The organism is Armatimonadota bacterium (assembly GCA_017993055.1).
Classification (GTDB): Bacteria; Armatimonadota; UBA5829; order DTJY01; family DTJY01; genus JAGONM01.
The window spans coordinates 48,876-72,547 of sequence record JAGONM010000016.1 but is presented as its reverse complement, the minus strand read 5'-3'; the positions used below and the strand labels follow the sequence as shown (position 1 = coordinate 72,547).

Annotated in this window: 20 protein-coding genes; 9 read left to right on the top strand and 11 right to left on the bottom strand. The window is 60.8% G+C overall.

The window, feature by feature from the left end:
* Positions 1 to 12 precede the first annotated feature (12 nt).
* A complete protein-coding gene (locus KBC96_08055) occupies positions 13 to 813 on the top strand; it encodes a sugar phosphate isomerase/epimerase (GenBank protein MBP6964343.1) in 801 nt (266 codons plus the stop codon).
* A 61-nt stretch (positions 814 to 874) separates the two neighbouring features.
* On the opposite strand, the gene KBC96_08050 is transcribed toward KBC96_08055, so the two are convergent.
* Positions 875 to 2,185, bottom strand: coding sequence for a BNR repeat-containing protein (locus tag KBC96_08050; GenBank protein MBP6964342.1), 1,311 nt, complete (start codon positions 2,183 to 2,185; stop codon positions 875 to 877).
* 355 nt (positions 2,186 to 2,540) lie between these two features.
* Here KBC96_08050 and KBC96_08045 point away from each other — a divergent pair, with 355 nt between their 5' ends.
* The gene (locus KBC96_08045) at positions 2,541 to 2,864 is read left to right on the top strand and encodes an RNA-binding protein (protein MBP6964341.1); all 324 of its coding nucleotides are present in this window, start codon (positions 2,541 to 2,543) and stop codon (positions 2,862 to 2,864) included.
* Positions 2,865 to 3,006: 142 nt separating this feature from the next.
* Positions 3,007 to 4,050, top strand: a complete 1,044-nt coding sequence (locus KBC96_08040) for a Gfo/Idh/MocA family oxidoreductase (protein ID MBP6964340.1) — start codon at positions 3,007 to 3,009, stop codon at positions 4,048 to 4,050.
* A gap of 6 nt (positions 4,051 to 4,056) precedes the next feature.
* Here the strand turns inward: KBC96_08040 and KBC96_08035 are convergent, their stop codons facing one another.
* Together KBC96_08035 and mscL are read right to left on the bottom strand one after the other, a co-directional pair.
* The gene (locus tag KBC96_08035; protein ID MBP6964339.1) at positions 4,057 to 5,922 is read right to left on the bottom strand and encodes a hypothetical protein; all 1,866 of its coding nucleotides are present in this window, start codon (positions 5,920 to 5,922) and stop codon (positions 4,057 to 4,059) included.
* Between the two features lie 189 nt (positions 5,923 to 6,111).
* Positions 6,112 to 6,537 (bottom strand): large conductance mechanosensitive channel protein MscL, encoded by a 426-nt coding sequence (mscL, locus tag KBC96_08030; protein MBP6964338.1) that lies wholly within the window; start codon positions 6,535 to 6,537, stop codon positions 6,112 to 6,114.
* A 127-nt stretch (positions 6,538 to 6,664) separates the two neighbouring features.
* Between mscL and KBC96_08025 the strand changes: the two genes are divergently transcribed.
* Positions 6,665 to 7,192 carry a hypothetical protein gene (locus KBC96_08025; protein MBP6964337.1) on the top strand — a complete coding sequence of 176 codons (528 nt, stop codon included), beginning with the start codon at positions 6,665 to 6,667 and terminating at the stop codon, positions 7,190 to 7,192.
* A gap of 340 nt (positions 7,193 to 7,532) precedes the next feature.
* Here the strand turns inward: KBC96_08025 and KBC96_08020 are convergent, their stop codons facing one another.
* The 7 genes from KBC96_08020 to smpB all read right to left on the bottom strand — a co-directional run bounded on the left by KBC96_08020 (position 7,533) and on the right by smpB (position 16,225).
* On the bottom strand, positions 7,533 to 8,525 hold the full coding sequence (locus KBC96_08020) for a Gfo/Idh/MocA family oxidoreductase (GenBank protein MBP6964336.1): 993 nt from the start codon (positions 8,523 to 8,525) through the stop codon (positions 7,533 to 7,535).
* A 3-nt stretch (positions 8,526 to 8,528) separates the two neighbouring features.
* Positions 8,529 to 9,530: a Gfo/Idh/MocA family oxidoreductase gene (locus KBC96_08015; GenBank protein MBP6964335.1), complete on the bottom strand. Its 1,002-nt coding sequence runs from the start codon at positions 9,528 to 9,530 to the stop codon at positions 8,529 to 8,531.
* A 33-nt stretch (positions 9,531 to 9,563) separates the two neighbouring features.
* Positions 9,564 to 10,313, bottom strand: a complete 750-nt coding sequence (locus KBC96_08010) for a PHP domain-containing protein (protein ID MBP6964334.1) — start codon at positions 10,311 to 10,313, stop codon at positions 9,564 to 9,566.
* A gap of 96 nt (positions 10,314 to 10,409) precedes the next feature.
* A complete protein-coding gene (gene pyrE, locus KBC96_08005; protein ID MBP6964333.1) occupies positions 10,410 to 10,970 on the bottom strand; it encodes an orotate phosphoribosyltransferase in 561 nt (186 codons plus the stop codon).
* Positions 10,971 to 10,983: 13 nt separating this feature from the next.
* Positions 10,984 to 12,342 carry a 2-oxo acid dehydrogenase subunit E2 gene (locus KBC96_08000; protein ID MBP6964332.1) on the bottom strand — a complete coding sequence of 453 codons (1,359 nt, stop codon included), beginning with the start codon at positions 12,340 to 12,342 and terminating at the stop codon, positions 10,984 to 10,986.
* A 266-nt stretch (positions 12,343 to 12,608) separates the two neighbouring features.
* Entirely contained in the window at positions 12,609 to 15,638 is a 3,030-nt protein-coding gene (locus KBC96_07995) for a hypothetical protein (GenBank protein MBP6964331.1), read from the bottom strand.
* A 128-nt stretch (positions 15,639 to 15,766) separates the two neighbouring features.
* Positions 15,767 to 16,225: an SsrA-binding protein SmpB gene (smpB, locus tag KBC96_07990; GenBank protein ID MBP6964330.1), complete on the bottom strand. Its 459-nt coding sequence runs from the start codon at positions 16,223 to 16,225 to the stop codon at positions 15,767 to 15,769.
* Positions 16,226 to 16,440: 215 nt separating this feature from the next.
* Here smpB and KBC96_07985 point away from each other — a divergent pair, with 215 nt between their 5' ends.
* From KBC96_07985 to KBC96_07965, 5 genes are all read left to right on the top strand, one after another.
* Positions 16,441 to 18,333 carry a hypothetical protein gene (locus tag KBC96_07985; protein MBP6964329.1) on the top strand — a complete coding sequence of 631 codons (1,893 nt, stop codon included), beginning with the start codon at positions 16,441 to 16,443 and terminating at the stop codon, positions 18,331 to 18,333.
* An 88-nt stretch (positions 18,334 to 18,421) separates the two neighbouring features.
* Complete coding sequence (locus KBC96_07980; protein ID MBP6964328.1) at positions 18,422 to 19,111, top strand: HAD family hydrolase; 690 nt, start codon at positions 18,422 to 18,424, stop codon at positions 19,109 to 19,111.
* Positions 19,108 to 19,986: a glycosyltransferase family 2 protein gene (locus tag KBC96_07975; GenBank protein ID MBP6964327.1), complete on the top strand. Its 879-nt coding sequence runs from the start codon at positions 19,108 to 19,110 to the stop codon at positions 19,984 to 19,986. The genes KBC96_07980 and KBC96_07975 overlap by 4 nt, the downstream gene beginning before the upstream one ends.
* Positions 19,976 to 20,929: a glycosyltransferase family 2 protein gene (locus KBC96_07970; GenBank protein ID MBP6964326.1), complete on the top strand. Its 954-nt coding sequence runs from the start codon at positions 19,976 to 19,978 to the stop codon at positions 20,927 to 20,929. Before KBC96_07975 ends, KBC96_07970 begins: the two co-directional genes overlap by 11 nt.
* Before the next feature lies 1 nt (position 20,930).
* Positions 20,931 to 22,997, top strand: coding sequence for an O-antigen ligase family protein (locus KBC96_07965; protein MBP6964325.1), 2,067 nt, complete (start codon positions 20,931 to 20,933; stop codon positions 22,995 to 22,997).
* Here the strand turns inward: KBC96_07965 and KBC96_07960 are convergent.
* Positions 22,954 to 23,565 carry a histidine phosphatase family protein gene (locus KBC96_07960; GenBank protein ID MBP6964324.1) on the bottom strand — a complete coding sequence of 204 codons (612 nt, stop codon included), beginning with the start codon at positions 23,563 to 23,565 and terminating at the stop codon, positions 22,954 to 22,956. The two genes, KBC96_07965 and KBC96_07960, sit on opposite strands and share 44 nt — an antisense overlap.
* Between the last annotated feature and the right edge of the window lie 107 nt (positions 23,566 to 23,672).

Genomic DNA, 23,672 nt, shown 5'->3' with positions numbered 1-23,672 from the left:
GGGAGCAAACAGATGATCAGACTCGGAGTGAACTCAGTACTATTCGGCGGTTACGATTTCGCCACCGCATGCAAGTACATCAAGGCCGCCGGATACGACGGCGTGGAGATTTCGGCGATCAAGGGGATGTGCGAGCATCTCGATCTCGACAACTGGAAGGCACAGGCGTCCGACCTCAAGCGGGTGGTCGCCGACAACGAACTGGTCTTCCTCTCGATGGAGGAGGCCGCGCTCGACGAGGACCGGCTCATGAAGGCGTTCGAGGCCGGCGCGGAGATCGGCATCCCGGTCGTCAACATCGGTCCCGGCGGGAAGAGCGATGTCGAGGAGGACTTCCAACGCCAGACCGACAAGATGCTCGAGATGGCGCAGAAGGCCGAGCCCTTCGGCGTCACCCTCTGCTGCAAGGCGCATGTCGGCGGCTCGATCTACAATACACCTACTACCATCCGCGCGATGGAGAAGATCCAGTCGCCCGCGTTCGGCGTGGACATGGACCCCAGTCATATCTACCGAGCGGGTGAGAATCCCGCCGATGCGCTAAGGCCCGTCCTCTCGCGGACGAAGCACATCCACATCCGCGACTGCAAGGGTCCCGGCCCGTCGCCCGGCACACCGCCGCTTCAGGCATGTGGTCGGGGAGACATTGACCTGATGGCCTACTGCAAGGTGATGGTTGACGGCGGCTACGACGGTCCGGTCTGCCTCGAAGTCATTGGGGCAGGGGAGATGGGCCTTCCGGATGTCTCGATCATCGCGGCGGAGTCCTACGGCTACCTGAACGCGTGTCTGAGGGCGCTCGGGGGAAGATAATCAGGGGTTTTCTGTCGGACCTGTCTGTCGCCTTGGATCTGTACGACAATAGGTCGGAGTCCTACTTGACGATTGCAGGAACGATCTCCTGTCGGCAGACGCTGAGCATGGATGGGCCGGGAAGCTCATCCTCGCGTGGACGATCACGGTTAGGGCCCAGAGCTTCCCAGCGCAGGAAGTAGCGAACACCGGCCTCACCACTGGCACCAGAGTCATTCTGCGACCTGGCAACGAGTTGTCGATCGCCTGTTGTGCCCGCGGCAGTCGACTGCGGAGAGGAAGGCCTGACGATCGTTTCGATGGGTCTCAGGGTCTCCTCGTCCAGTATCCACTTGCCTGCACCGTGTACTGCGTGGTCGTACGTCTGGCTCAGCCGCCCGTCGGGCTCGACGGCAACGGGGCCTACGCGAATCTCGAAACTGATGGAACCGTTGCCAGAGAAGTACCAACGGTGACCCCAGTCGCTCGTTCGGTATATCTTCCACGATCCGTCTTCGAGCCGGGCGCTGTAGGCCTGGTTGTTTCCTTTCTCGTCGAACTTTTGGTAGCTGATGACGAGTCTCTTATTAGAGTCAAACCCGATCGTCACGCCCCCGTTGATGAGGCCGCCTCCGGGTGGGATCGGATCAACGATCTCGGCAGTCTCGAGCGTAATCGGAAGCTGAAACGGCTTGCCGTCGCTTCTCTCCCAGTGCACCAGATCCCTTGATCGGGCATAACTGAGGTCATGATTCGTTTCGCAAGCGGGAGTATCGCGCCAGACCCATGCCAAGTGATAGTAGCCGTCCGGGTAGTGACGCAGCCCTGTGAAGTACGCGTTCATCCTGCCGTCGCCCGAGGTAAGTGGGGAGTCGAGCAAGCGTCTCCACTTACGGCTGCCGTGTTCGTAGACGTTGTAGATCTGATCGCCGTTGCCCGAGCCGCCGGAGCGATACGTGAATAGGAACTCCCCGTTCGGCCCCCGCAGGAACTGCGGGTATGTGCAGCGGGCTTCGTCACGGCCCAGCATGGTCGGTACGCGCTCGAGGGTTCGGATGTCCCCGGCAATCCTTGTGCGGAAATAGACAAGCGGGCTCGAGTGCATATTGGCGCAGAGATGTATGCGCCCATCGTCGTCAAGCGCCATTGTGACGTAGTTGTGACTGTCCCACCCGAGGGTCTCAGGCAGCGTCACGAACCGCCAGGTCTTCTGCGCCAACCATCTTGACGCGACGGTTAGCTTCCTCTCGGCATCGTAGAAGCCGACGAACTGTCGCTTTGGCGTACTCAGCAGAGAGAAGCCGACAGGGTGCCCGGACCAGACTGGAGCCACTTCGATGCATTCCTCGGCATCAGTGGCCCCTGCGACCACGGCGAGTATACAGCCGGCCATTGCCAGTATCGAAATGATATGGGGATGACTTGAAATCATTGCATCGGCCTCATACGATCATATGTTAGGCAGTGTCTGGGAAACGTCCTTCCGGCAACCGCGATTCTGGAGGAAAACCCTCCGGCGTCGAATTCGCGCCGGCGCCGTCGCGAGATCTCGGCGAAAAATAAAGCTTGCATTTCCCGCGGATATGGAATATACTCTATCAGTATAGTGTCAACGACCAGCACCGGTGTCTTCGTCCACGTAGATTGCTCTTACTTCTGCGACCTTTCGAATTCCCCGTGAATGGCAATTGTGCCACGTGCTCCGTGTTGACTTATCGGGGGTAAGCCCCAGAAGGAAAGGCAATTCTATGGCAACCAAATCACTGTACGTGGGCAACATGGCCTACAGCACGACTGAGAACGACCTTCGCGCTATGTTCGAGCCTTACGGTCCCGTAGCCGAAGTCAGAGTCATCGGCGACAAGGGCTTCGCATTCGTGGAGATCCCGGAAGAGAACATGCAGACCGCGATTGACGCTACGAACGGCAAGGAGTTCGGCGGCCGGACTCTCACCGTGAACGAGGCCAGGCCTCGCACTGAGCGCAGTGGCGGTGGCGGCGGACGCGGCGGCTACGGCGGCGGAGGTGGTGGCTACGGCGGCGGCGGTGGCGGACGTGGCGGTCGCTGGTAACTCACACCAGACAACGTCAGGCGCCTGATGCCATGCATCAGGCGCCTTTTTCATGGGTGACACGCCACCGCCAGTCCCGCAGGAGTTCCTGCCGACGATGCCTAACAGAGAGAGTAGGATTGATGGCGAACGAGGAAGGACTATGACGAACCCGATTGGTGTCGGTATTTTGGGCTTTGCTCACGGGCACGTGGGGATGTACTGCGCACAATGGAACGCGCGCCGTGAACTGGGCGTGAAGGTTACTGCCGGATGGGATCACGATGCGGCGCGCGCGGATGAGAATAGCAGAAACTTCGGCTGTGAGCGAATGGAGTCCAGCGACGCGCTCCTCGCGCGTGACGATATCCAGGCGGTCGTGATCGCTGCTGAGACCTCGATGCACGCGGACCTCGTCGAGAAGGCGGCATCTGCGGGAAAGACGATCGTCGTCCAGAAGCCTCTCGCCCTGGAGATGGATGAGGCCGATCGCATTGTGAGCGCGGTTCACAAGACCGGCGTTCCGTTCACCCTCGCCTGGCAGATGCGTGTCGAGCGGTTCAACCTTCAGGCGAAGGCGCTGCTTGAATCAGGCTTGTTCGGCCGTATCTTCCAAGTGCGCAGGAGGCACTGCCTCGCCACCCAGCACATGGCGAACTTCGACCAACTCTGGCACGTCAAGCCTGAGTTCAACCGCGACATCTTCGCCGATGACGCCGCCCATCCCGTTGATTTCGTCTACTGGCTCCTCGGCATGCCTTCCAGCGTCTACGCCGAGATGGGCACGCTCCTGAACCCGAAGGTCCCGAACGACAACGCGATCGTCCTGTTCCGCTACCCCGACGGCAAGATGGCCGAGGTCTCATGCTCGTTCGTCGCCGTCGGCGGCGAGAACACGCTCGAGATCGTCTGCGAGCACGGGATCATCATCGGCAACTACGGCGATGGTCCGAGCAACCACCGTCGTCCGGCGGGGGCTCCCCAGCTCAAGTGGATCATGGAACACGAGCCCGAATGGACGACAAGCGACCTGCCTGAGATCAACGGCCAGGGTGAGCGCATCGCCGGGCTCTCGGAGCCGCTTGCCGAGTTTCTGCATGGAAAGCGCCCGCCGATCGCCACCGCCGAAGAAGGCCGAGACGTGCTCCGTCTGGTCCTCGCCTGCTACGAGTCGGCTGCGCAGGGAAGGAAGATCGTCCTCGCCTGATGCCCGTTACTTCCGAGTGCTATCGAGCCGAACCGGGTTCTTCCATACGAGGCAAACCGGCGCATCCGATCTCCGATATCCCGTCTCGGGCCAATCCGCTTGGGTAGAGTAGGCCTTTCTCCCATCGCTCTCACGCGCGAACTCATAGAGAGAGGTCGTAGTTGCCGGGGGATCGGGCGCGTCGTGCGGCAGGGCATGGAAGACGGGTTCGCTGCCCTGCTCTCCAACGGAGGCCGCGCCTGCCGTAAGCTCACCGTTGACCAAGTAGACCGGCACTGTTCCCCGGGCTGGACGGTCGAGGGCGAAGAATGCGATGCCACCCCCCGTACCGAGGATCTCACCGCTCTCGTAGATCGGGACGGGCAGCGCGAGCCTCTCATCCGCGAGGTCTAGCTTGTACATGATCTGGTTGTACTCGTAGCGCGGGGTCGGGTCGTCATTGTCGGTGAAGCTTCTGGTGTATGTCCCGTCGAAGAAGATCACCCGCCCGCCTTCCTTGTCGAGCATCGGATGGTGTCGAGGGTTGTAGAAGCTGTAGTTCTCATGTGTTACAATCTTGCGCGCATATACCCATGGTCCCTGAGGCGTGTCCGCTTCCAGATACCACGTCTCGCCGAGGAACGACGTGCCGAACGCCTCCTGCATGATCATCACCCAGCGCTTTCGATACTCGTTCCATGCCACCGTCCCACCGTGATAGACTAGGGCCTTGCCGCTCTCCGAGTCTCGAATGTGGAACAAGGCGTCCTCGTCCCGGATCTTTCCGTCTTTCACGAGCCCCGCCTCTTCCTGAGGCATCGGCGTCCAGGTGTCGGGCTTCCACCCGAAGACCGCCCTCCCGTCCGAGTCGCGCTCGACCTCGGGGGAGTCCTTTCGCGAGCCTCTCTTGAGGCAGGTGAAACCCTCGTAGCGCGAAGGATCGAGGAGCGCGTACTCATCCGCGCGGACTCGCGTGACCGGAGAGAAGCAGATGTACTCCACGCCGCTCTCCGTGGCCCTGAAGGGATGCCCTCCGGGCTTGATCGGAGCGTCCAGGTCGAGTTGCTTCACCTTGACGAAGAGATCCATCTCATCGTCGTACTCGGCGATCCCGATCTCCTGCGCCTTCATCGTCGTGTCCACGTTGGAGTACATGGCGAAGAGCCGCTCGCCTCCATCCTTGCCGACGATCGTCACGAGTCCGCCCAGCCAGACCGGGCCGGGGGCGTCGAAGGGCATCATCTTCTTCGAGAAGCCGCGCTCATCGGTAAAGTAGGCCAGGTCCACGCCTACCTCAGGGTCGAGGCCGCCCTTCCCGGGGAGCGCGGAGGTCGCGCCGGACGTGTGGAAGTTGCCAAGGGGGTAGGCCGGGCGGTCCGTATCGCCCCAGAACCAGTACAGCTTGCCCTTGTAGACCGCGCTCAGCACGGAGTCCTGTCCCAGGACGAGGCCGTTGATCGCGGGGGCCTCGATCGGGACTGGATGACCGACGAGCACGCTGTCGGCATAGATGCCCTGGCCTGTGATGCGGTAGAGGCGCTCGGCGACGTTATCGCGCTTGATTCGAATCTCCGCGCTGCCTCCCTCTACAGTCCTGAGCGCCGTCCCGGCATAGCCGAATCGGTCCTTCGGGTAAGAGTACCCGTGGCTCTTCACGTGGAAGTAGACGTCGGTATCCATCAGCCCCGGCTCGTAAAAGGCGACGATTCCGTTGCTGTCGGTGTAGTATCGGATGCGGTTCGTCGTCCTCAACTCGACGAGCGGCACTCCGCGGCCGGTATCCTGGTCTATGACAGTAATGACAAAGTAGCCGTGCGGAGGCGGGGTGCCTGCAGATCCGACGCCGAATAGAATCAGCGTGCAGACTGTTGCGCATGAGACGTGTAGGGACATGTTCTATGCTCCGCCAAGTGTGGTGTTTACGTCCTTCGGGCGGATATCGTGCCCGCCCTTAGAGAACGAGGTGTCTAGTGACAAGTGACACTGGCGACAGAATTAGAAGTAGCTACCCAGCCCGCCTGAGTAGCTACCTTCGCATGAGGTCGCCGAAGTACGGCAGTAAGAAGTCTACCGGAAGGGCTGCTACGCAGCCGGCTGCTCGGAGGTGCAGGCCGGGCAGCGAGTCGCGGCGGCGGGAATGGATGTCAGGCAGAACGGGCACTCCTTCGGTGCGGGCGCGGCCTCCTTGCCCCTGTTCATCTGCTTGATGATGAGGAACAGGATGAACGCTACGATGAGGAAGTCAATCACGGTGTTGATGAACAGCCCGTAGCCGATCACCGGCGCGCCGGCCGCCTTGGCCTGTTCGAGCGTCGCATAGGCTTGGCCGGACAGGTTGATGAACATGTTCGAGAAGTCCAGCCCGCCCAGCAGCATTCCGATCGGCGGCATCAGCACGTCTGCCACGAACGACGTGATGATCTTCCCGAACGCGATGCCCAGGATGATGCCGACAGCCATGTCGAGCAGGCTGCCCTTCATTGCGAATTCCTTGAACTCCTTGATCATATCGAGACCTCCTTTTCGACGACGCACGCTCCTGAGGAACTCTGCGCCGCCACTTAGCATTGATTCGTCGTCATGGGTATGAAGTCCTCCCCCGGTGCAGGCTTTTGGGAGGGAAAGCGCGCCTGTGATGGGAATAGTTCATCTGACGGGCGTCTCGCGCAATATGGAAGAGGGTGGAGAGATGGAGCGACTGGCCGAGATACTGAAAGCGGCGATCCTGATGGAGGAAAAGGGCAGGACGATGTACGCGAGGCTTGCCGAGGATGCGTGCGACTCGCTCATGAGTTCGGTGCTCACGTCTCTATCGAACGATGAGTCGGCGCACGAGATTGCGATCCGGGGATACCTGCGGGCGGTGTCCGGCGGCGAGGCGATGCAGTTCGAGGTAAGCCGACGGGAGTTGCGCGAGCGGGAAGCGGGGATGGCCGATACGTTGAAGGTGGTGGACGGCCTACGCGTGAACGACATCGGAGTGCTGGAACTCTATCGGGCGGCGTGGGAGTTCGAGAAGCGCACGCGCGACTTCTACGCCCACCAGGCGCATGACGCGGATGATCGGGATGCGGCGGAGTTCTTCCGCTTCCTCTGCAGGATCGAGAATGCCCACGCGGCCGCGCTCGAAAGCGTGATCTCCGCGAGTGAGCGGGATGGCTAGGAACCATAGACGCGGGGGAGAGCGGAGGACTGGACTGCTGCTCGTGCCCCCAACCGCAATCGTTCCCGGAATGCTGGGGGCCGGATTCCCCGGGGCCGCACCGTCTTTCGTATCGCTCCGATGGCTACCGCCCTCGTTCCTTCGGCCTGACGGCCTGCATCCTGGCCTTGCCGCACCTCGGACAGGTCCACTTTCGCTGCTTGTGAAAACTGCGCGGCTCTTCCTTCATCTTGACTCTGCACGCGGGACAGAACAAGGTCGCACCCCAACCGGTAGAGAGGTGTCGGGTATCAGGCCGGGGGAAGAGTGGATCCGGAGGCCCGACACCCAACAGAGCCTCCTATGCGCCCAGAGGCAGTCTCACGGGCGCGCCGGCCTCGTATGAGCGGTAGGCGCCGAGTGCGACCTCGACGGCGTGGAGCCCGTCCTCGCCGGTGACGCTCACGGGCTCGCCCGCGGCGACGCGGCTCACGAAGTCCTGCACCATCAGAAGGTCAATGTTGCTGCCCCAGCCGACCCAGGAGGCTGACATCGTTTTGTCCGAGTAGAGCGCGAAGTCCTGCGCGAACATGTCCATCGAGACGACGCCGTTCGTGCCCGTGATCTCCATGGTGACGTCGCCCCAGGTCGGGAAGCTCTTCGGGCGCGACCAACTCGTGTCGAGCGTCGTGAATACGCCATTGTCGAATGTGATGGTGAGCGAGCCGACATCGTCGTATTCCTGGTGATGCATCGAGTTGCTGATCTCTGCGTAGACCTCAGCGGGCTCGCTCCGGAGGGTCCACCGCATCAAGTCGGCGACGTGGACGGTATGGTCAATCACCGCGCCGCCGCCGCTCTTGTCCTTCTCGACAAACCACCCGCCCGGCATGCGGCCGCGGTTCGTTCCCTTGATGGCGAGAACCTCGCCGATGGCGCCTTCGTCCACGAGTTGCCTGACACGGACCATCGCCGGGGAGAATCGGCACGGGAAGGCCGTCATGAGCTGGACGCTGTTCGCCTTGCAGACATCAATCATGGCTTGGGCGTCTGCTACGGTAGTGGCGATAGGCTTCTCGCAGAGAACGTGCTTCCCCGCGCGCGCCGCCATTGTGGTCAGCTCGGGATGCCTGATGTTCTCCGAACCTATGATGACCGCGTCAATCTCCTGCGCGAGGAGTTCCCGGTACCCGGAGAAGGCGCGGGTCTTGAAGGTATCGGCCATCTCTCGCGCGCGGTCGGCATCGTGATCGGCGATGCCGACGAGCTGCGCGTCAGCGATTTCGTTTACCGCGCTGGCGTAGCTGAAGGAGTGCATATGGGCAAAGCTCATCATTCCGATTTTGACAGGCATCTCTTAACTCCTCGATCCTACCTCGACGGGCTTCCCGGTCTTGATTGACTCGAGCGCGGCGAGCGATATCTCGACGGCGCGCATCCCGTCCTCGGGGGTGATGCTCGGGGCGCGGTCGGCCTCGATGCAGTCAATGAAATGCTGCAGTTCGAGGAAGTAGGGGTTCTGCGCGGTCGGGCTCTCCGGGATAGCGACCCCCGGCTTCCCGCCCTCGCCGGTCTCCTTCTTGGCGACGCTAAGCGGCACGGCTTCCTTGTTGTGGAAGTCAATCAGTCCGCCGTCGCCCGCGACCTCGAACTTGACGGTGAAGCCGGAGGGATTCGCCCACGTGCCCTCGACGTGGGCGATGACGCCGCTCTTGAAGCGAATGGTGACCAGGGCGTAATCGAGGTGATCCAGTCCTCTCCCGACGAGTCCCTTGGCATAGACGCGTTCGGCCTCGCCAAAGCACCATCGGAGCCAGTCGAAGTCGTGGATGATGAGATCGAGCACCAGACCGCCGCTCATCTCGACGTTTGCGTACCAGTCGTTCCAGGCCACGGGGAAGCCTCCGCCTCGCGTCGTGCGGGCGATGGCGGGCTTACCAACGGCCCCGGCATCGAGTTGGGCCTTGGCAGCCGCGAACTCCGGGAAGAAACGGAGCACGTGGGCGACCATGAACTTTACGCCAGCCTTCTCCGTCGCGGCGATCATCTCCCGGCACTCCTCCACGGAGCGGCCCATCGGCTTCTCGGTAACGACGTGTTTCCCGGCGCGCGCGGCCTCGATCACGTAGTCCTTGTGGAACGGGGTGGGGACGCAGACGTCAATCACGTCGGGTCCTACGGCGGACAGCATCGCGTCAAAATCGGTGAACGCCTGCGAGCCGATCGAAGCGGCAAGTTCGTCCGCGGCATCCCTGCGGATGTCAACGACGGCGACAGGCGCGGCATTCGTCATCTCCGCATAGGCGGCTCCATGCACCTTCGCCATGTGCCCTGCGCCAACAATGGCAACCTTCTGCATAAGTATCCTCCTGATAGTGAGACTTTGTCTCGTTCAGTGCCTCTTGCTCGGCAGCCAGACGTCAGCCTCGGTCACGCCGAGCTCATTCAGCAGAGGCCGCACGACATGGACGTTGCCGATGTCCTTCAACTCGTGGGCATCGCTCCCGATAGTAAATCTCAGGCCCACTTCCTTGCACAGCCTGTAGAAGCGGACGGAGAACTCCGCCTGATTCGGCCAGAGCGCCCGGCGGCTGATCTCCATCGCCACGCCATTCTCGTTTGCCAGTTCAACCGCCGGAAGCAGGTCAGAATCCTTCAGGTGGTCGAGCACCGCGGGCGAGCACACGCTCGGAACGACCAGAAACGGGTGGGCGATAGTATCTACCCAGGGGAGGCTCACGGCGTATTCGAACATCGCGAGATAATGGCGGGCGCGGGACTCGACGTCGCCGGGGGGTAGATCGGTGATCCCCGTATTCTGGAAGTGCGTCGCGGCCGCCATCACGAAGTCGAGGCTGTCCGCAAGCTCCTGGCTTCCGGCAGTCGTCCCCGGCGTCATGACCTCGGCTTCGCAGCCGAAGAAGACCTCAGGCGCGTTCGGTGTTGTGCGGCGAGCCTCCGTCACCTCGGCCCGGATATCGTCCAGAATGTCGTGAGCGGTGAACGTGTAGTAATGATCGGTGATCGCCATTCGGGTGATACCCTTTCGTGCCGCGACGCGAACCATCTCGGCAGGGCGCATTTCCGGGTGCCCGCACGGCGAGTGACGTGTGTGCGTGTGAAGATCAGTGTCAAGGTTCATGACGACAGCAGGGGCAAGGATCGAGGGCCAAGGGCGAGCGGATCGTGTTCGTCTGATCCGGGCATACCCTGCGCCCTCGCGCCCACCCCTTCCTTCCTATGTTTCCGTGAGCGAGACTCCTGCCTTGCAGAGGGGGCATTCCTCTGGATCGTACTTCACTACCTTCATGCTGATGAGTGCCTCGGTCCTCGCGCCGAAGTCGGTCTCCCCGCCGGTCCGGTCGACCAGCAGGGCGACTCCCGCAAGGACCGCCTGACTGCGGCGCACGATGTCAATCGTGTCCCAGATCGAGCCGCCGGTGGTCATAACGTCGTCAACGACGAGGACACGCGTGCCGGGGTCAACGGCAAACCCGCGCTTGAGGACCCGCCCCGACTCGCCCTTCTCCGCGAATATTCCACGGGTGCCGAGCTGCTTCCCGATCTCGTAGGCCAGGATGACCCCGCCGGTTGTGGGTCCAAGCACTAGTTGGATGTCGTCGCCTTGAAATCGCTCGGCCAGATCGGTGCACAGGAGTTCCACGTACCTGGGATGCTGCAGCACCTGGAACTTCTCGAAGTAGATATCACCGTGCATCCCGCTGGTATACTTGAAGTGGCCGTTCAGCAGCGCGCCCGAATCCTCGAATATCTGCAAGACCTGGTCTTGGCTAAGCATGACTGCTTGCCTCCTAGATGAGAAGCTGGTACGGGGACTCGAGAAGTTCCTTGACGCGCCGCAGATACTGAGCCGCGGGCGCACCGTCCATCACCCTGTGGTCAAAGGAAAGGCAGAGGTTCATCATGGAGTGGATCATGATTTGCCTCTCGATAACGACTGGCTTTTCCGCAATCCGGCACACGCCGAGGATTGCACTCTGCCCGGGCGTGATGATCGGGTCGAAGACGTCTATGCCGTACGCGCCGAGGTTCGTGATGCTGAACGTACCTCCGGAAATGTCATCTTGGGCGAGGGCGCTGTTGCGTGCCTTGTCAACGAGCCGCTTGAGGTCTATAGATATCTCCGCGAGACTCCTGCCATCGGCATTCTTGACGACGGGGACGATCAGTCCGTCGTCGAGCGCTACTGCGACGCCGATGTTGACCGATCCTGCGATTCGTATCTCATTCCCGTGCAGGCTGCCGTTCACCATTGGGTGGTCGAGAATCGCGCGAGCCGCTGCCTTCACGATGAAGTCGGTGTATGATATCCTGGCGCCGTATTTGCGCTCGAACTCGGCGAGGATGTGGCTCCGAACCTTGACCGTCTCGGTCATGTCCACCTCGGTGGTGAGGGTGACGTGTGGGGCGGTCTGGTAGCTCTTGGTGACGGCGTCGGCGACCATTCTCCGCATCCCAGCGAACGGGATACTGCGCATCTGTAGAACTGGGACGTCCGTGCCGGGCGCGCCTGCCTGCAGAACGTCCTCGCGCATCACTTTGCCCTGAGGGCCGGTGCCGATTATCTCTCGAAGGTCAATCCCCATGTCATCGGCGACCTTCGCCGCAAGCGGCGAGGCCTTGACGGTGCCTGACTTGATCTGCGCGACGTACGCCTGGACGTCCTTCTCGACAATCCGGCCCTTGGGCCCCGTCCCTCGGCCTGCGAGTGAGTCGATCGGGACGTCGTGATCATGAGCGAGCCTCCGTGCACGCGGCGAGATGAACACTCGCGATGGTGACGCAGGAGTCACTCCGGTCGAGGCGTTCGGAGCGGAACCCAACGCGGGTGCCGCCTCTTCGATCTCGGCGGTCTGGGCAGCCGAAATCTGCACAGGGGTGTCATCGGCTAGGAGGTCGTCTATCATCTCGTCTGGCGTACCGATTATCGCAATTGGGGCCATGATAGGGACGGTCTCGTCGGGCTGCGCGATGATCTTGCGGATGGTGCCGGACTCAGGCGATTCCACCTCCATGTTGACCTTGTCCGTCATCACCTCGAGAAGCGGCTCACCCTTCCGGATGCTCTCACCCTCCTGCTTGAACCATTGGATGATGGTGCCCTCTTCCATAGTCTGGCCCAGCATGGGCAGTATGATCTTCGTGGCCATAGCTACACCTCAGTTCCGTCAACCGGAGCATCGCCCAAATCGTTACCATAGGATACACGAAAAGTGGTCTGCGGTGCAAGCGGCGAAGAGGGTTGACGACTGTTACCAGCGGACTCGGTGGTTGCCTGTCGACGAAACCTGATCGCGCTGCCTTGCGTGTCAGGGGCGTGAGCTTCGGCCTGTTAGCTCCGTGGCATTCTGTCTCAACGCCGAGGCGAGAACAGTGGTTCTCCGTTAGAAGTTCGCGAGCGATCCGAGAAAGACGGCTAGCAATCTTCAAGCCTGGTGATCCCGTATCGGGCCAGAACCTTCCCGTCCTGCCTGCCGATAAGGAGCATCAGTGCGCGGTATGCTGGGACGGTCACGATTATCGTCTTGCCGGTCGCATTGTCGGTCAACGACAGGTCCTTGTCCGAGTCCGTCTCCGAAACGAAGCAGTAGAGGATCGCATCTTTGAAGAACAGCGGCCGGATGAGCACCCCTGGGTCCGGCGTCTCCGTAAGGAAGGGAGGTTGAACCACTGCTTGCTTGAGTGCGAACCGGTACAGTGCGATCGTCGGCTCGATATTGTCGGCTAGTTCGATCGGCAGGGCACAGTAGACCAGCTTACCCGAGCCGACCTTCTCGGTTCGGACCGAGCCTCCCTTGCCCCCCAGCACGGCTCTGTCCACGCGCGCGATTCTGTTGTCCACGTAGCTGACACGATGTTCCGTGCCGAAGATGATAGCTTCCTCCTCACGAGCGACTTGTCGTGTGTCGCTCTCGATGCCGAATCTTGCCAAGCGGTCAACAGGTTGGTGGTGCTCATCGAAGTTGACCGTTCCAGTGACAAGTAGGGTCGAGCCCGCCTCGACCGACCGCAGGATCGTCTCCCATGCGTCCTGACTCAGCCTGTGCGGAGAAGGAAGCACGATAAGCGGCGGGTTGCCGAGGTTCTCGAGCGCGTACTCGCCGACCGCTCGCATCGGGATGTCGAGATGGTAGCTCATAACCCTGGCGCATACGCGTGAGGACAGTGTCGCTGTGTCGCGGTTTGAGAACAGGGAGGAATGCGGGATCACCATGCAAGTCTCCTCCGGCCGGCGGTCAATCATGTGACGGCGGGCTTGCTTTAGAAAGTCCGATAGTGGACGGATGATGTCCATTTCCAGTGTGCATGCGAGGTCGGCACGGTGAAATCCGACCGGCACCTCGTCGCCGCTGGGCATGCCGCCGTAAGCGTTCCAGAGAGACACGACTGCTCCGGCACCACCGGACGCAAACGCCGTCACCAATCTGCGCTCGAGCACGTTCCGGGAATCCTCTTCGGTGCATCGTGGTGAACTGTCATGGTCCTGGGCAGACATGACACGGGTAGCCTGGATCAAGTTCGGCCTCTCGGGTGTCTTGGTTGCGAGACCATCCAAGAGAAGTTCGTCGACCACCCACCGCGTCCAGGCGCTGGTGAAATCCACATCGTTCCAGTGCACCTGAGGATTCGGCTGTAGTCCGGCTCCGCTCCCGAAATGCCCTGCGGTGACAAGCTGCTTCGGGTTGCCGTTCTGCCTGATGACGGCCGCCATTTGGCGCACCCACTGGCTGAACATATCTTGGACGGACAGCGCGTAGTCAAGTTCGCGCACAGGACGCTCATTCTCTGAGACGTAGAGGTCTTCGAGGCCCTGCGCATCGGGAAGGCACTCGGCTTCGAGGGGAGTCGCTCGACGAGCCTCTTCGAGAGCGATGTGCGACAAGTGCCCGTGGAGGGGCCGCTCCCCGCAAACCCTCTGCTCGAAGTCGTCCTGTCCGGGATGCCGGAGAGGCGGCTCGTTGATCAGTTCCCATATTAGGTTGTCAAACCTAGCGCATCTGCGCGCAAACGCGGCCGCGTACTCCTTATGCGCCTCAATGCAGCGTGGATCGCGGTAGAAACGAGTTTCCTCGCGGCTCTCAGGATCGAACGTGAATAGAGAACAGATCACTGGCATGTCGTGCTCTGCGGCGGTCAACATGAACGCCTCGAAGGCCCGCAGCATACACTCGGTCGGAGTTGCGGGTCCGGGTATCGCGCGGCCGAAGTCTGTGCAGACGCCGATGCGCACGACGTTGATGCCGATCTCCCTCATGTCAGCTAGATCGCGGTACCATGCCGACGGGTTCGGTTCTAAGAGGAGGTTGCTCTGCGCATCGGATGCCGTGTAGGTGGTGCCTATGAGCGGAACGGGCTTGCCGTCCCGCGTGAAGTAGTCTTGCCCTGCAGATAGGGACTGGGTCATGCCGACAAGGGCCTTGTCGTAGCAGCGGAAGCCGCTTGAGGCGCAATCAGCGAACTTGTCTGTCAGTTCAAGATCATCCTGTGAAAGCCTGGCCTCGACGGTGTACAGGCCGGCGGTTAGCGGCTGCGGGACGGGGATAGTCAGGTAGTAAGGAGAAGCGAAGTCAACAATCTCGATCTCCTCGGTACGGACGCTGTTCTCCTTGCGAATCGTTACGGTCAGAAAGACGTTCTCTCCGCAGTCCCTGAATCGGTTGGCACGCAGAACGAGACTGGCGCGCTCGTCCGGTTGGTAGCAGGCGAATGACGGCTTTATCTGGATATCGCAGGCGCCGAGAGTGGCGTAGGCGGCAAGTCGTCGGAATGCCTCCTTCCGCGGCGGACACTCGGAGTGATAGTTCATGAAAACCCAGCGGCCGCCCATGAACTCGTCGCGAATATGGTCAAGGGCGAGTATCGGTGCGGAGATCCTCCGTCCATCGGAGTCACATGCGTAGAGTAGGGGTCGGAGAACTACTTCCCGACCTGCCCATGATCTAAGTCCGTCCAGTGGATCGGCGGTACTGGTGTGGCTCATCTGCAGTTCGAAGGCTCTTTCGCACGAGAAGCCCTCGGTCAGGCCTGAGAGCAGGGGCGCCGTGTCGGTCGTATCGTATCGTGAGATCGCTCTCGTTTCGACCTCGTAGACCCGGTTGACACCTAACTTGCGGTGGTACTGCGTCTGCGGAATCTCCTGATGCCACCCATCGGCGTCCCGGCAGACCGGCACGCTGAACGGCGCGCCTCCGATGTTGATCATGTTTCCGCCGGCCGCGAGGTAGCCATAGATCGCCGGCCAGGCTTCCTTCGGGAATGCCGAACCGTAAGGGTTTATGAACAGGTTCACTGAATCGGCCCGAAGCCGTTCTCGCATATCAGACACACCGACCGAGCGAACCTCCTGAACCGGCGGCAGCGCTTCGAGAATCCACTGGTTCTCGATCGGGGTTGTGTCGGCGAACGGAAAGTCTCGTTCCTTGAAGATCAGCACGCGAGTGTTCACGGGGCATACCTCACCCAGAGAAGGTTGCTATGCGTCATTATCGGCAGACAGTGCGTCCGCAAGAAGGCGCCTCTTCCGCCGAGTGCTCAGCGAAGCCATCGGGCGCGCCCAGTTCATCGGGCCGGAGCCTATCTCTCGGACAGGTCGCGGCGTGCCTCACGCTCGACGTCACGCTCGGCGATGGCCTGGCGTTTGTCATACAGCTTCTTACCGCGGGCGATGCCTATCTCGATCTTGGCATATCCGCGCTGGAAGTAGATTTGAAGCGGTATGAGCGTGAGGCCCTTCTGCTCGGTCGCCGCGCGGAGGCGCTCTATCTCATGCTTGTGGAGCAGCATCTTCCGCGGGCGTTTCGCCTCGAGGTTGAACCGGCTGCCGAACTCGTAGGGAGCAACGTACATGCCGTGAAGCCATACCTCGCCATTCTCAACACGCGCAAAGGCGTCTTGGAGGCTTACCTTGCCCGCGCGGATGCTCTTGACTTCCGTGCCGGCAAGCGCGACCCCTGCATCGCAGGTCTCCTCGATAAAGTACTCGTGTCGCGCTCTTCGGTTGTGGGCTATGACCTTTCGGCCCTTCTCAGCCATCGTCTTCTCCCGCATGCACACAGTGAGGATTATACCAGATAGCCGCGTCTACCGCACAGGGAGGATAAGCCGCCCGCTCCGGCCAACTCACTGGTGTCCGACCTTCGCTTCCAGGAGATCACGCTCTCGCCATGCAGACTCAGGACAAAGTCCCCGGTAACGGAGAGAGAGTGCCTGCCGCAACGGATCGCGCTAGGGCAGTTACGTGGCGATCGTTGCTTGTCGGTACGCTGCTCGTGCCGGCCAACGCCTACTGGATCGTACAGATGGAGTGCATCCGCTACTCCGCCCATCCGACGACGATATCTATCCTGTTCAACGCGATCTTCATAATCCTCGTAGTCAGTCTCCTGAACATGGCTGTTGCACGCAGGCGGCCGGGGTGGGCGCTGACGCAGGGTGAGTTGATGGTCATCTACATCATGATGATGATCTCCTCGGCGGTCGTCGGACACGATATGGTGCAGGTGCTCGTTCCGATGCTTGCCTGGCCGTTCCAGTTTCCCAACTATGCAAGTGACAAGTTCGTAGAGAGCCTACCGAAGTGGTTGATGGTCTCTGACCCGGAGGTTATCCGGGGGTACTTCTATGGGAATAGTTCCCTCTATGATCCGAAGGTGCTGGCGGCGTGGGCCAAGCCGGTGCTGATGTGGGGGATATTCATTCTGGGAATCCTGTTCGTCGGGCAGTGCATCAATGCTGTCCTTCGCAAGCAATGGACGGAGCATGAGAAGCTCGCATACCCTGTGGCGCAGGTCCCGATGGAAATCACCGAAGGGACGGCTCAGGGAAGGCTCCCCAAGATTCTTCGCAGCAGGCTGTTCTGGTTGGCATTCGCAGCCGCCGGGATGATGGACATCGTGAACGGGCTCAACCTTTACTATCCCAGCATTCCGCGAATACTCGTGCCCGGCTCCGGCGTGAGCTTCTTTGACCTGGGGCCGCTGGTGACCACGAAGCCCTGGAACGCGATCGGATGGACTCCCATCTCATGGTACCCGTTCATCGTCGGTTTCGGAATGCTTCTTCCCGTGGATCTGCTATTCTCCTGCTGGTTCTTCTACATCTTCTGGAAGCTGGAGACAGTCGCCGCGGTTACCATGGCATACGATATTGACCCTCGGATTCCCTATGTCAGTAACCAGGCCTTCGGAGCTTATGTCGCGTTCTTTCTCTTCAGCCTCTGGCTCAGTCGCAAGTATCTGGCGCAGGTCTGGAGATGTGCGATGGGGCAAACCTCGGACCTGGACGACAGCGATGAACCGATCCGATATCGATGGGCTCTTCTGGGCATAGCGGTCGGCACGGTTTTTCTCTCTTGGTTCTGTACGCTGGTCGGACTTAGCTGGACTCTCGGGCTGGTCTTCATGGCAATCTACTTTCTTCTCGCGGTGGCCATCACCCGCATGAGGGCCGAGCTCGGATCGCCTGTTCACGACCTTCATTTTACGGGGCCGGACTGGGTACTACCTGACATTATTGGACAGCGGGCCTTCAGCGGGTCGAATCTCATTGGTTTCTCGTTGTTGTACTGGTTCAACCGCGCCTATCGGTGTCACCCGATGCCGATGCAGTTGGAAGGCTTCAAGCTGGCCGAACGCACTCGGTCGAGCCAGAGGGCGTGGTTCTGGGGGATGATTTTTGCGGGAGTCATTGCGACGGGTGCGGCATTCTGGGCAATGCTCCATCTCAACTACCAGTACGGTGCGGTGGCGAAGGCTCAACATCGCTTCGGTTGGGAGGCGTACAACAGGCTCGCCGGATGGCTCGTGGATCCGAAGGGCCCCAACGCGTTGGCTTCGGCCGCAGTCTTGGTGGGTCTTGGATCGGCTTTCTCTCTTCAGTACATGCGCACCAGGCTTCCATGGTGGCCCTTCCATCCGCTCGGATTTGCCGTGGCGTCATCCTGGGAGATGAACCTCGTGTGGATGCCGCTCTTCATCGCCTGGTTCCTAAAGATTCTGATACTGCGGTACGGAGGACTGAGAGGTTTCCGGAACGGCCTGCCTTTCTTCTACGGACTGATACTCGGCCAGTTCGTCATCGGCAGCCTGATGAACATCATCGGCGTGATCCTTGAACTGCCCACTTACATGTTCTGGCAGTAATGCGTCAAGGGTTACTGCAGGACATGGCACTCGTTACCCCGGCGTACTGCCGTTGACCCGGTTGGTTGGGTCTCCTATAATGACCCAAATGGCAGATTTGCTTGCTGGTGTGCGCGCTATCCTGTTCGACCTCGACGGCACCCTAGTCGAGACCGAGATAGACTTTGCCCTTATGAAGCGGGAGATGCTTGCATTCGCAGAGCGTGAGGGCGTCTCACCATTCGGTCTTCAGTCACTCGATATCCTCTCCATCGTGAACGCCGTGGTCAGGTCGTTTGCCGACCGGGGCGTCCCGGACGATGCGATACGGATACGTAGGGAGGCGCTAGATATCCTGGAGCGGATAGAGCTTACTCACAGCGCCTCGGCGCGCGCGATCCCAGGGGCGCGGGAACTCCTCGGCGCACTCCGCGATGCCGCGATCGGTATTGGCATCGTCACTCGCAACTGCCGGAAGGCGGCGCAGGTATCTCTCGACCGCGCCGGCATTGTCTGCGATGTGCTGCTGACCCGCGATGACGTCGAGAACGTCAAACCCCACGCCGACCACCTTCTGCAGGCCCTGCGAATGCTGGGTGCGGGCGTCGGTGAGGCGGTCATGATTGGCGACCACTGGATGGACGTGCAGTCCGGCAGGGCCGCTTCCGTTCGCACCGTCGGCTTTCTGAGGGCGGGGCGCCCGGATGGACTCTTCGACTGTTGCCCTCCGGATGTCATTGTCAGTGATCTGCGCGAATTGATTCCCCGCGTTGCGAGATGTCGAGGTGTCCGGGAATGATTCTCTCGTTCATCATAGTGAATTGGAACACCCGCGAATACCTTCGCCGATGCCTTCTCTCCGTTAGGGCGAATCCGCCTGCGGTGGATCACGAGATCATCGTGATCGACAACGCCTCGCCGGATCGCAGCGCCGATTTGGTGCGTGAGGAGTTTCCCGAGGTACGCCTGATCGCCAACCCGGAGAACAGGGGGTATGCGCAGGGAAACAACCAGGGTTTTGAGGAGGCAGACGGGGAGTACATGCTTCTGCTCAACCCTGATGTCGAGGTTAGTCCTGGCTCAGTTGACGCACTCCTGGCATGTGCGAAGAGCCATCCGGACGCGGCCGCTGTGGGATGCCGTCTTGTTGGGAGAGACGGGTGCGTTCAGCGTTCCCTGCGTTCGTTTCCGGAACCGTGGGGGGTGTTTTGCGAGTATACTAAGTTGAGTAAGCTCTTTCCTCGAAGCAGGTGGCTTGCGGGCTACCGGATGAGCTGGTTTGACTACGATCGCGAGATCGAGGTAGACCAACCGATGGGGTCGTGTCTGTTGATCAGGCGTGGTGCGATAGAAGATATAGGCATGTTTGCAAATGAATTTCCAGTATTCTTTAATGAAGTTGATTGGCTCTACCGCGCTCGCGAGAAGGGCTGGAAGTCCTACTTCACTCCGGCGGCGGAAATGGTTCATGTCGGTGGTGCGAGCACTCGGCAGCGGAAGCCCGCTATGGTTCGTGAGTCGCACCGCTCGATGAAGCTTTTCTACAGCAGACACTACCGGGGGCGGATAGTGGCTCCTGCATATTGGTTCGTAGTCGCTGCTATCTCCATCAATTCAGTGCTGGCCTCATGCCGGGCGTCACTGATGTCGAAAGGCGGAGAGCGTGGGCCGTAAGAACAGCGAACTGATCGCGGTTCGTGATGATGAACTGGGGGTTGAGCTCTCTACCTCGCAGCCTCGTCGTGACGTCTCCGTGGTTATCGTCAACTGGAACACCAGGGATGAACTGTCCGACTGCCTGACGTCGGTGCTGGCCTCGGATGCGATCGTGCCTGAGATCATCGTTGTGGACAATGCTTCCTGCGATGGAAGCGTCGCGGTGGTGCAGGGTGAGTTTCCGCTGGTCAGGATCATCCGAAATGAGAAGAACCTGGGGTTCGCGAAGGCGAGCAACCAGGGGATTGAGGCGTCCAGGGGGCGGTACGTGCTGTTGCTGAACCCTGACTGCATTGTTTATCCCGGCGCGTTCTCGCAGATCGTGCAATTCGGGGATGCCAACCCGGATGTCGGGATATTCGGGCTTCGCATACTGAATCCTGACGGCTCGGTATTCGAGTCATGCCGCCGGTTCCCGACTCTCGCAGCGGGTGTGTTTCGAAACGCGATACTTGCGCGGCTCTTTCCGAACAACCCGTATACCAGAGAGTATCTGATGGCCGACTGGAATCACGATACGGCCAGAGAGGTCGATTGGGTTTCGGGTGCGGCCCTCGTCATGCGGCGCGAACTGCTCGAGGACATCGGCCGGCTCGACGAGAGGTTCTTCATGTACTGCGAGGACGTGGACATCGCGTACCGAGCGAAGGAGAGGAACTGGCGCGTGATGTACTACCCCGATGCCGCCGTCATGCATCTCAGGGCCCGGAGCAGTGACCAGAACCCCGTGCCGATGATCGTTGCTTTCCACCGGAGCATGTACGCGTTCTTTGACAAACACTATGCGGAAAGGTCATTGTTGGTGACGCGGGCGATTGTGCCGCTCGGCCTGGTCTTTCGAACCGTGCTGCTCATCGCGCACAACAGGGTGTTCAGACTGCTCAAGAGGAGAGGTAGCTGACATGAGCCGGAAGCTCGCTCCGAGTCTAGCGCAGACCGAACGAGACCGCCTGCGTGTCGTCCAACTTGGCCTGATCGCAGTGGCTGTGTTTCTATCTCCGCTTGTGGCCGCCGGACTGAGCCATACCCACGTGCCGGAGATCAGCATGCAGTTGCTCGTGCTCCTGTCGGCGATCGTATGGGTGGTTCGATCCGGGCGTCAGGGATCAATCGAACTGCCGTCGAAGGGTCTCGCGGGGCTCGCGGCGGCGCTCATCATGCTCGGCTTAGTTTCGCTGGCCAAGACGGTAAACATGCATGTTTCGCTGCTTGATCTGGTCGCTCTGATCTGCTGCGTGATCGTCATGCTGATGATCGGCAGCCTGAGGGCGAGCCGATCTGCTGTGTACGCGGTGATAGGCGCTCTGCTTATTTCGGCGATCATCGTCGGCACGATCGGCATCAAGGAGCGCCTGCTGACCACGATGCCGGACTGGCGCGTCTTTTCGACCTTCTTCAACCCTGACTTCCTTGCGGGTTTCGTGGTCTTGGTGCTGCCGGTTGCCTTGGCATGGTACTTGTCCGAGACCTCGCTCGGTATCTCGCTGGTCGCAGGGCTGGCCGTTGTCCTGTCCCTGGCGAACCTGTTGCTGAGTGGGTCGCGGTTCGGTGCGGCGGCCGCTGCGGTCGGACTGCTGGTCTCTCTGGCCCTGGCGCTCGTCTCCAAGGCGATCCGTCGGCCGCAGTTGGCGCGGCTGGGAGTCATACTGATCCCGTGCGTCCTCACGGTCATATTGGTAGGAGGCACGCTGACTAACCGCATGGCCTCGGTGAAGGCCGAGTCGCACTCCGGCGGATTCCGCGTCCACACGTGGAGGGGAACGGTACGCATGGTTCGGGCGCATCCGTTCACCGGCACCGGGCTGGGCACGTTCGAGGATGCCTATCCCAAGTACGCCGAGGTCGGCTGGACCCGACTCGCACACAATAGCTACCTCCAACTCGCGGCCGAGGGCGGCGTGGCGATGCCGCTCGTGCTGCTTGTCCTCATCGGCACGGTCGTCGTTCCGGCTGCGATCGGCGTGCGCGGGCGTCAGGACGATGCACCGTCCGACTGGATGCCGAATCGGTCGCTGGTGATAAGCGGACTCCTAGGCGGCACGGCGGCATCGATGGCTCGGAATATGGTCGATTCCGACTGGTACGTCGCTGCAATCGGGACGGCTTTCTGGCTCGTGCTCGGAGCGTCTGTCGCCCTATCGGATCGAGATGGGGTGCGGTTCTCGATGCCGGTCTGGAGGCGGTGGTCGAAGATCGGGGCGCTCGGTCTGATTGTCGTATGGCTGCTGTCGGTGCTAATCGCCCAGGCATACTACGCGGACGGGTGGAAGCTCCTCAGTTCGGGCGAGCGGGACGATGCTGTCAGAGCCTTCCGGATGGCGGCCCGATTCGATCCGCTGAATGCCGATCTCCGTCGGAAGCTGGGAGGCCTTCTATTGCACGTCGGCGCTGAGTCCGGCGATGAGGCCCTGCTTCGCGATGCTGAGAGGCAGTTCAAGAGGGCTACGGAACTCGAATCTGCCTCGGCGAAGTCATGGTATCAACTGGGCAAGTTCTATGCCGACGGGCTCCACGACGATCGCCGAGCGGTCTGGGCTCTCCATGCCGCACTGGATCGAGATTCGCATGCCCTGCACGTGCTTCTTCCCCTCGCACAGGCCTATGAGAGGATGGGGCGCCACGATGACGCTCTGAGAGTCTATAGGCGAATGGCCGATATCGAGGATTCAGTCTATGAGCGCTTAAGAGCGGTTCCGGAACTTGTTGAGCCGCGCTACGTGATTGCTCGCGAGGCTCTAGCTGAGGATGCGGACCGCCGCGGAGACAGCGAGGAGACACGGATACACTATCGCATTGCCCTCGACCGAGTTCGGCGGTTTCGAGAATCGGTTCGCGAGATGGGACCGGTCATGGAACAGATGGGTACCCGCGACCCTGAACTCGAGTCGCAGATTGAGGCCATCGGAGCCAGGATCGAGTCCCGCCTCACGACGACAGGTGATCAGTCAGGTTCACCTGCTCGACTCTAACCCGACCGTCCTCACCGCTCTCCAGAATGTTGATGGCGGTATTATCCTGTCCGACCTGCCTGTACTCGTTGACGTTCCTGCCCGTGAGGCAGCAGATGAGCGCGCGATTTGTGCTCTTGTGTGCCACGACCACGATATCGCGACCCCTGTTCTCCTCCGCGATTCGCAGAAGCGCAGGGAGGGCCCTCTCGCAGAGTTGGCCGAACGTCTCGCCGCCCGGAGTACTGATCTCGGCCGGGTTCGCCCTCCACGCCGTAAAGAGGCGGGGGTAGCGTACGGGCACCTCGATCTCAGGCATGCCCTCCCAATCACCGTAGTCCAGTTCGTTCAGCTCCGGGATTTGAGTTACGATCAGGCCGAAGCGCTCTGCGATTATCCTGGCGGTGTCTACCGCGCGAGATAGTCCGCTCGAAAAGACCGCCTTGATCGGAAGTGATTCGAGGCGATCCGCGACCGTGACGGCTTGAGCGATGCCCTGGTCATTGAGGGGCACGTCGGTCGAGCCTGCGTATGAAGCTGCGCTGTTCCAGGTCGTTTGTCCGTGCCGTATGAGGTATATCCTGCCCATTGCTGCTCACCTGAGATCAGTATGTCTAGAACTTAGCATGCCGGAAGTGCTCCGGTCAACTCGGAGGAAAACCGCGACCCCGCTGGCGAATGCTACATTTGGGTGAA

What these genes read in the sequence shown, in the direction of transcription:
- KBC96_07975 (MBP6964327.1), top strand. Translation starts at nt 19,108, where the DNA reads ATGATTCTCTCGTTCATCATAGTGAATTGGAACACCCGCGAATACCTT.
- KBC96_08035 (MBP6964339.1), bottom strand. Translation starts at nt 5,922, where the DNA reads ATGTCCCTACACGTCTCATGCGCAACAGTCTGCACGCTGATTCTATTC.
- KBC96_08010 (MBP6964334.1), bottom strand. Translation starts at nt 10,313, where the DNA reads ATGAACCTTGACACTGATCTTCACACGCACACACGTCACTCGCCGTGC.
- KBC96_08015 (MBP6964335.1), bottom strand. Translation starts at nt 9,530, where the DNA reads ATGCAGAAGGTTGCCATTGTTGGCGCAGGGCACATGGCGAAGGTGCAT.
- KBC96_08045 (MBP6964341.1), top strand. Translation starts at nt 2,541, where the DNA reads ATGGCAACCAAATCACTGTACGTGGGCAACATGGCCTACAGCACGACT.
- mscL (MBP6964338.1), bottom strand. Translation starts at nt 6,537, where the DNA reads ATGATCAAGGAGTTCAAGGAATTCGCAATGAAGGGCAGCCTGCTCGAC.
- KBC96_07960 (MBP6964324.1), bottom strand. Translation starts at nt 23,565, where the DNA reads ATGGGCAGGATATACCTCATACGGCACGGACAAACGACCTGGAACAGC.
- KBC96_07980 (MBP6964328.1), top strand. Translation starts at nt 18,422, where the DNA reads ATGGCAGATTTGCTTGCTGGTGTGCGCGCTATCCTGTTCGACCTCGAC.
- KBC96_08050 (MBP6964342.1), bottom strand. Translation starts at nt 2,185, where the DNA reads ATGGCCGGCTGTATACTCGCCGTGGTCGCAGGGGCCACTGATGCCGAG.
- KBC96_08000 (MBP6964332.1), bottom strand. Translation starts at nt 12,342, where the DNA reads ATGGCCACGAAGATCATACTGCCCATGCTGGGCCAGACTATGGAAGAG.
- KBC96_08025 (MBP6964337.1), top strand. Translation starts at nt 6,665, where the DNA reads ATGGGAATAGTTCATCTGACGGGCGTCTCGCGCAATATGGAAGAGGGT.
- pyrE (MBP6964333.1), bottom strand. Translation starts at nt 10,970, where the DNA reads ATGCTTAGCCAAGACCAGGTCTTGCAGATATTCGAGGATTCGGGCGCG.
- KBC96_08055 (MBP6964343.1), top strand. Translation starts at nt 13, where the DNA reads ATGATCAGACTCGGAGTGAACTCAGTACTATTCGGCGGTTACGATTTC.
- KBC96_08020 (MBP6964336.1), bottom strand. Translation starts at nt 8,525, where the DNA reads ATGCCTGTCAAAATCGGAATGATGAGCTTTGCCCATATGCACTCCTTC.
- KBC96_07965 (MBP6964325.1), top strand. Translation starts at nt 20,931, where the DNA reads ATGAGCCGGAAGCTCGCTCCGAGTCTAGCGCAGACCGAACGAGACCGC.
- KBC96_08040 (MBP6964340.1), top strand. Translation starts at nt 3,007, where the DNA reads ATGACGAACCCGATTGGTGTCGGTATTTTGGGCTTTGCTCACGGGCAC.
- smpB (MBP6964330.1), bottom strand. Translation starts at nt 16,225, where the DNA reads ATGGCTGAGAAGGGCCGAAAGGTCATAGCCCACAACCGAAGAGCGCGA.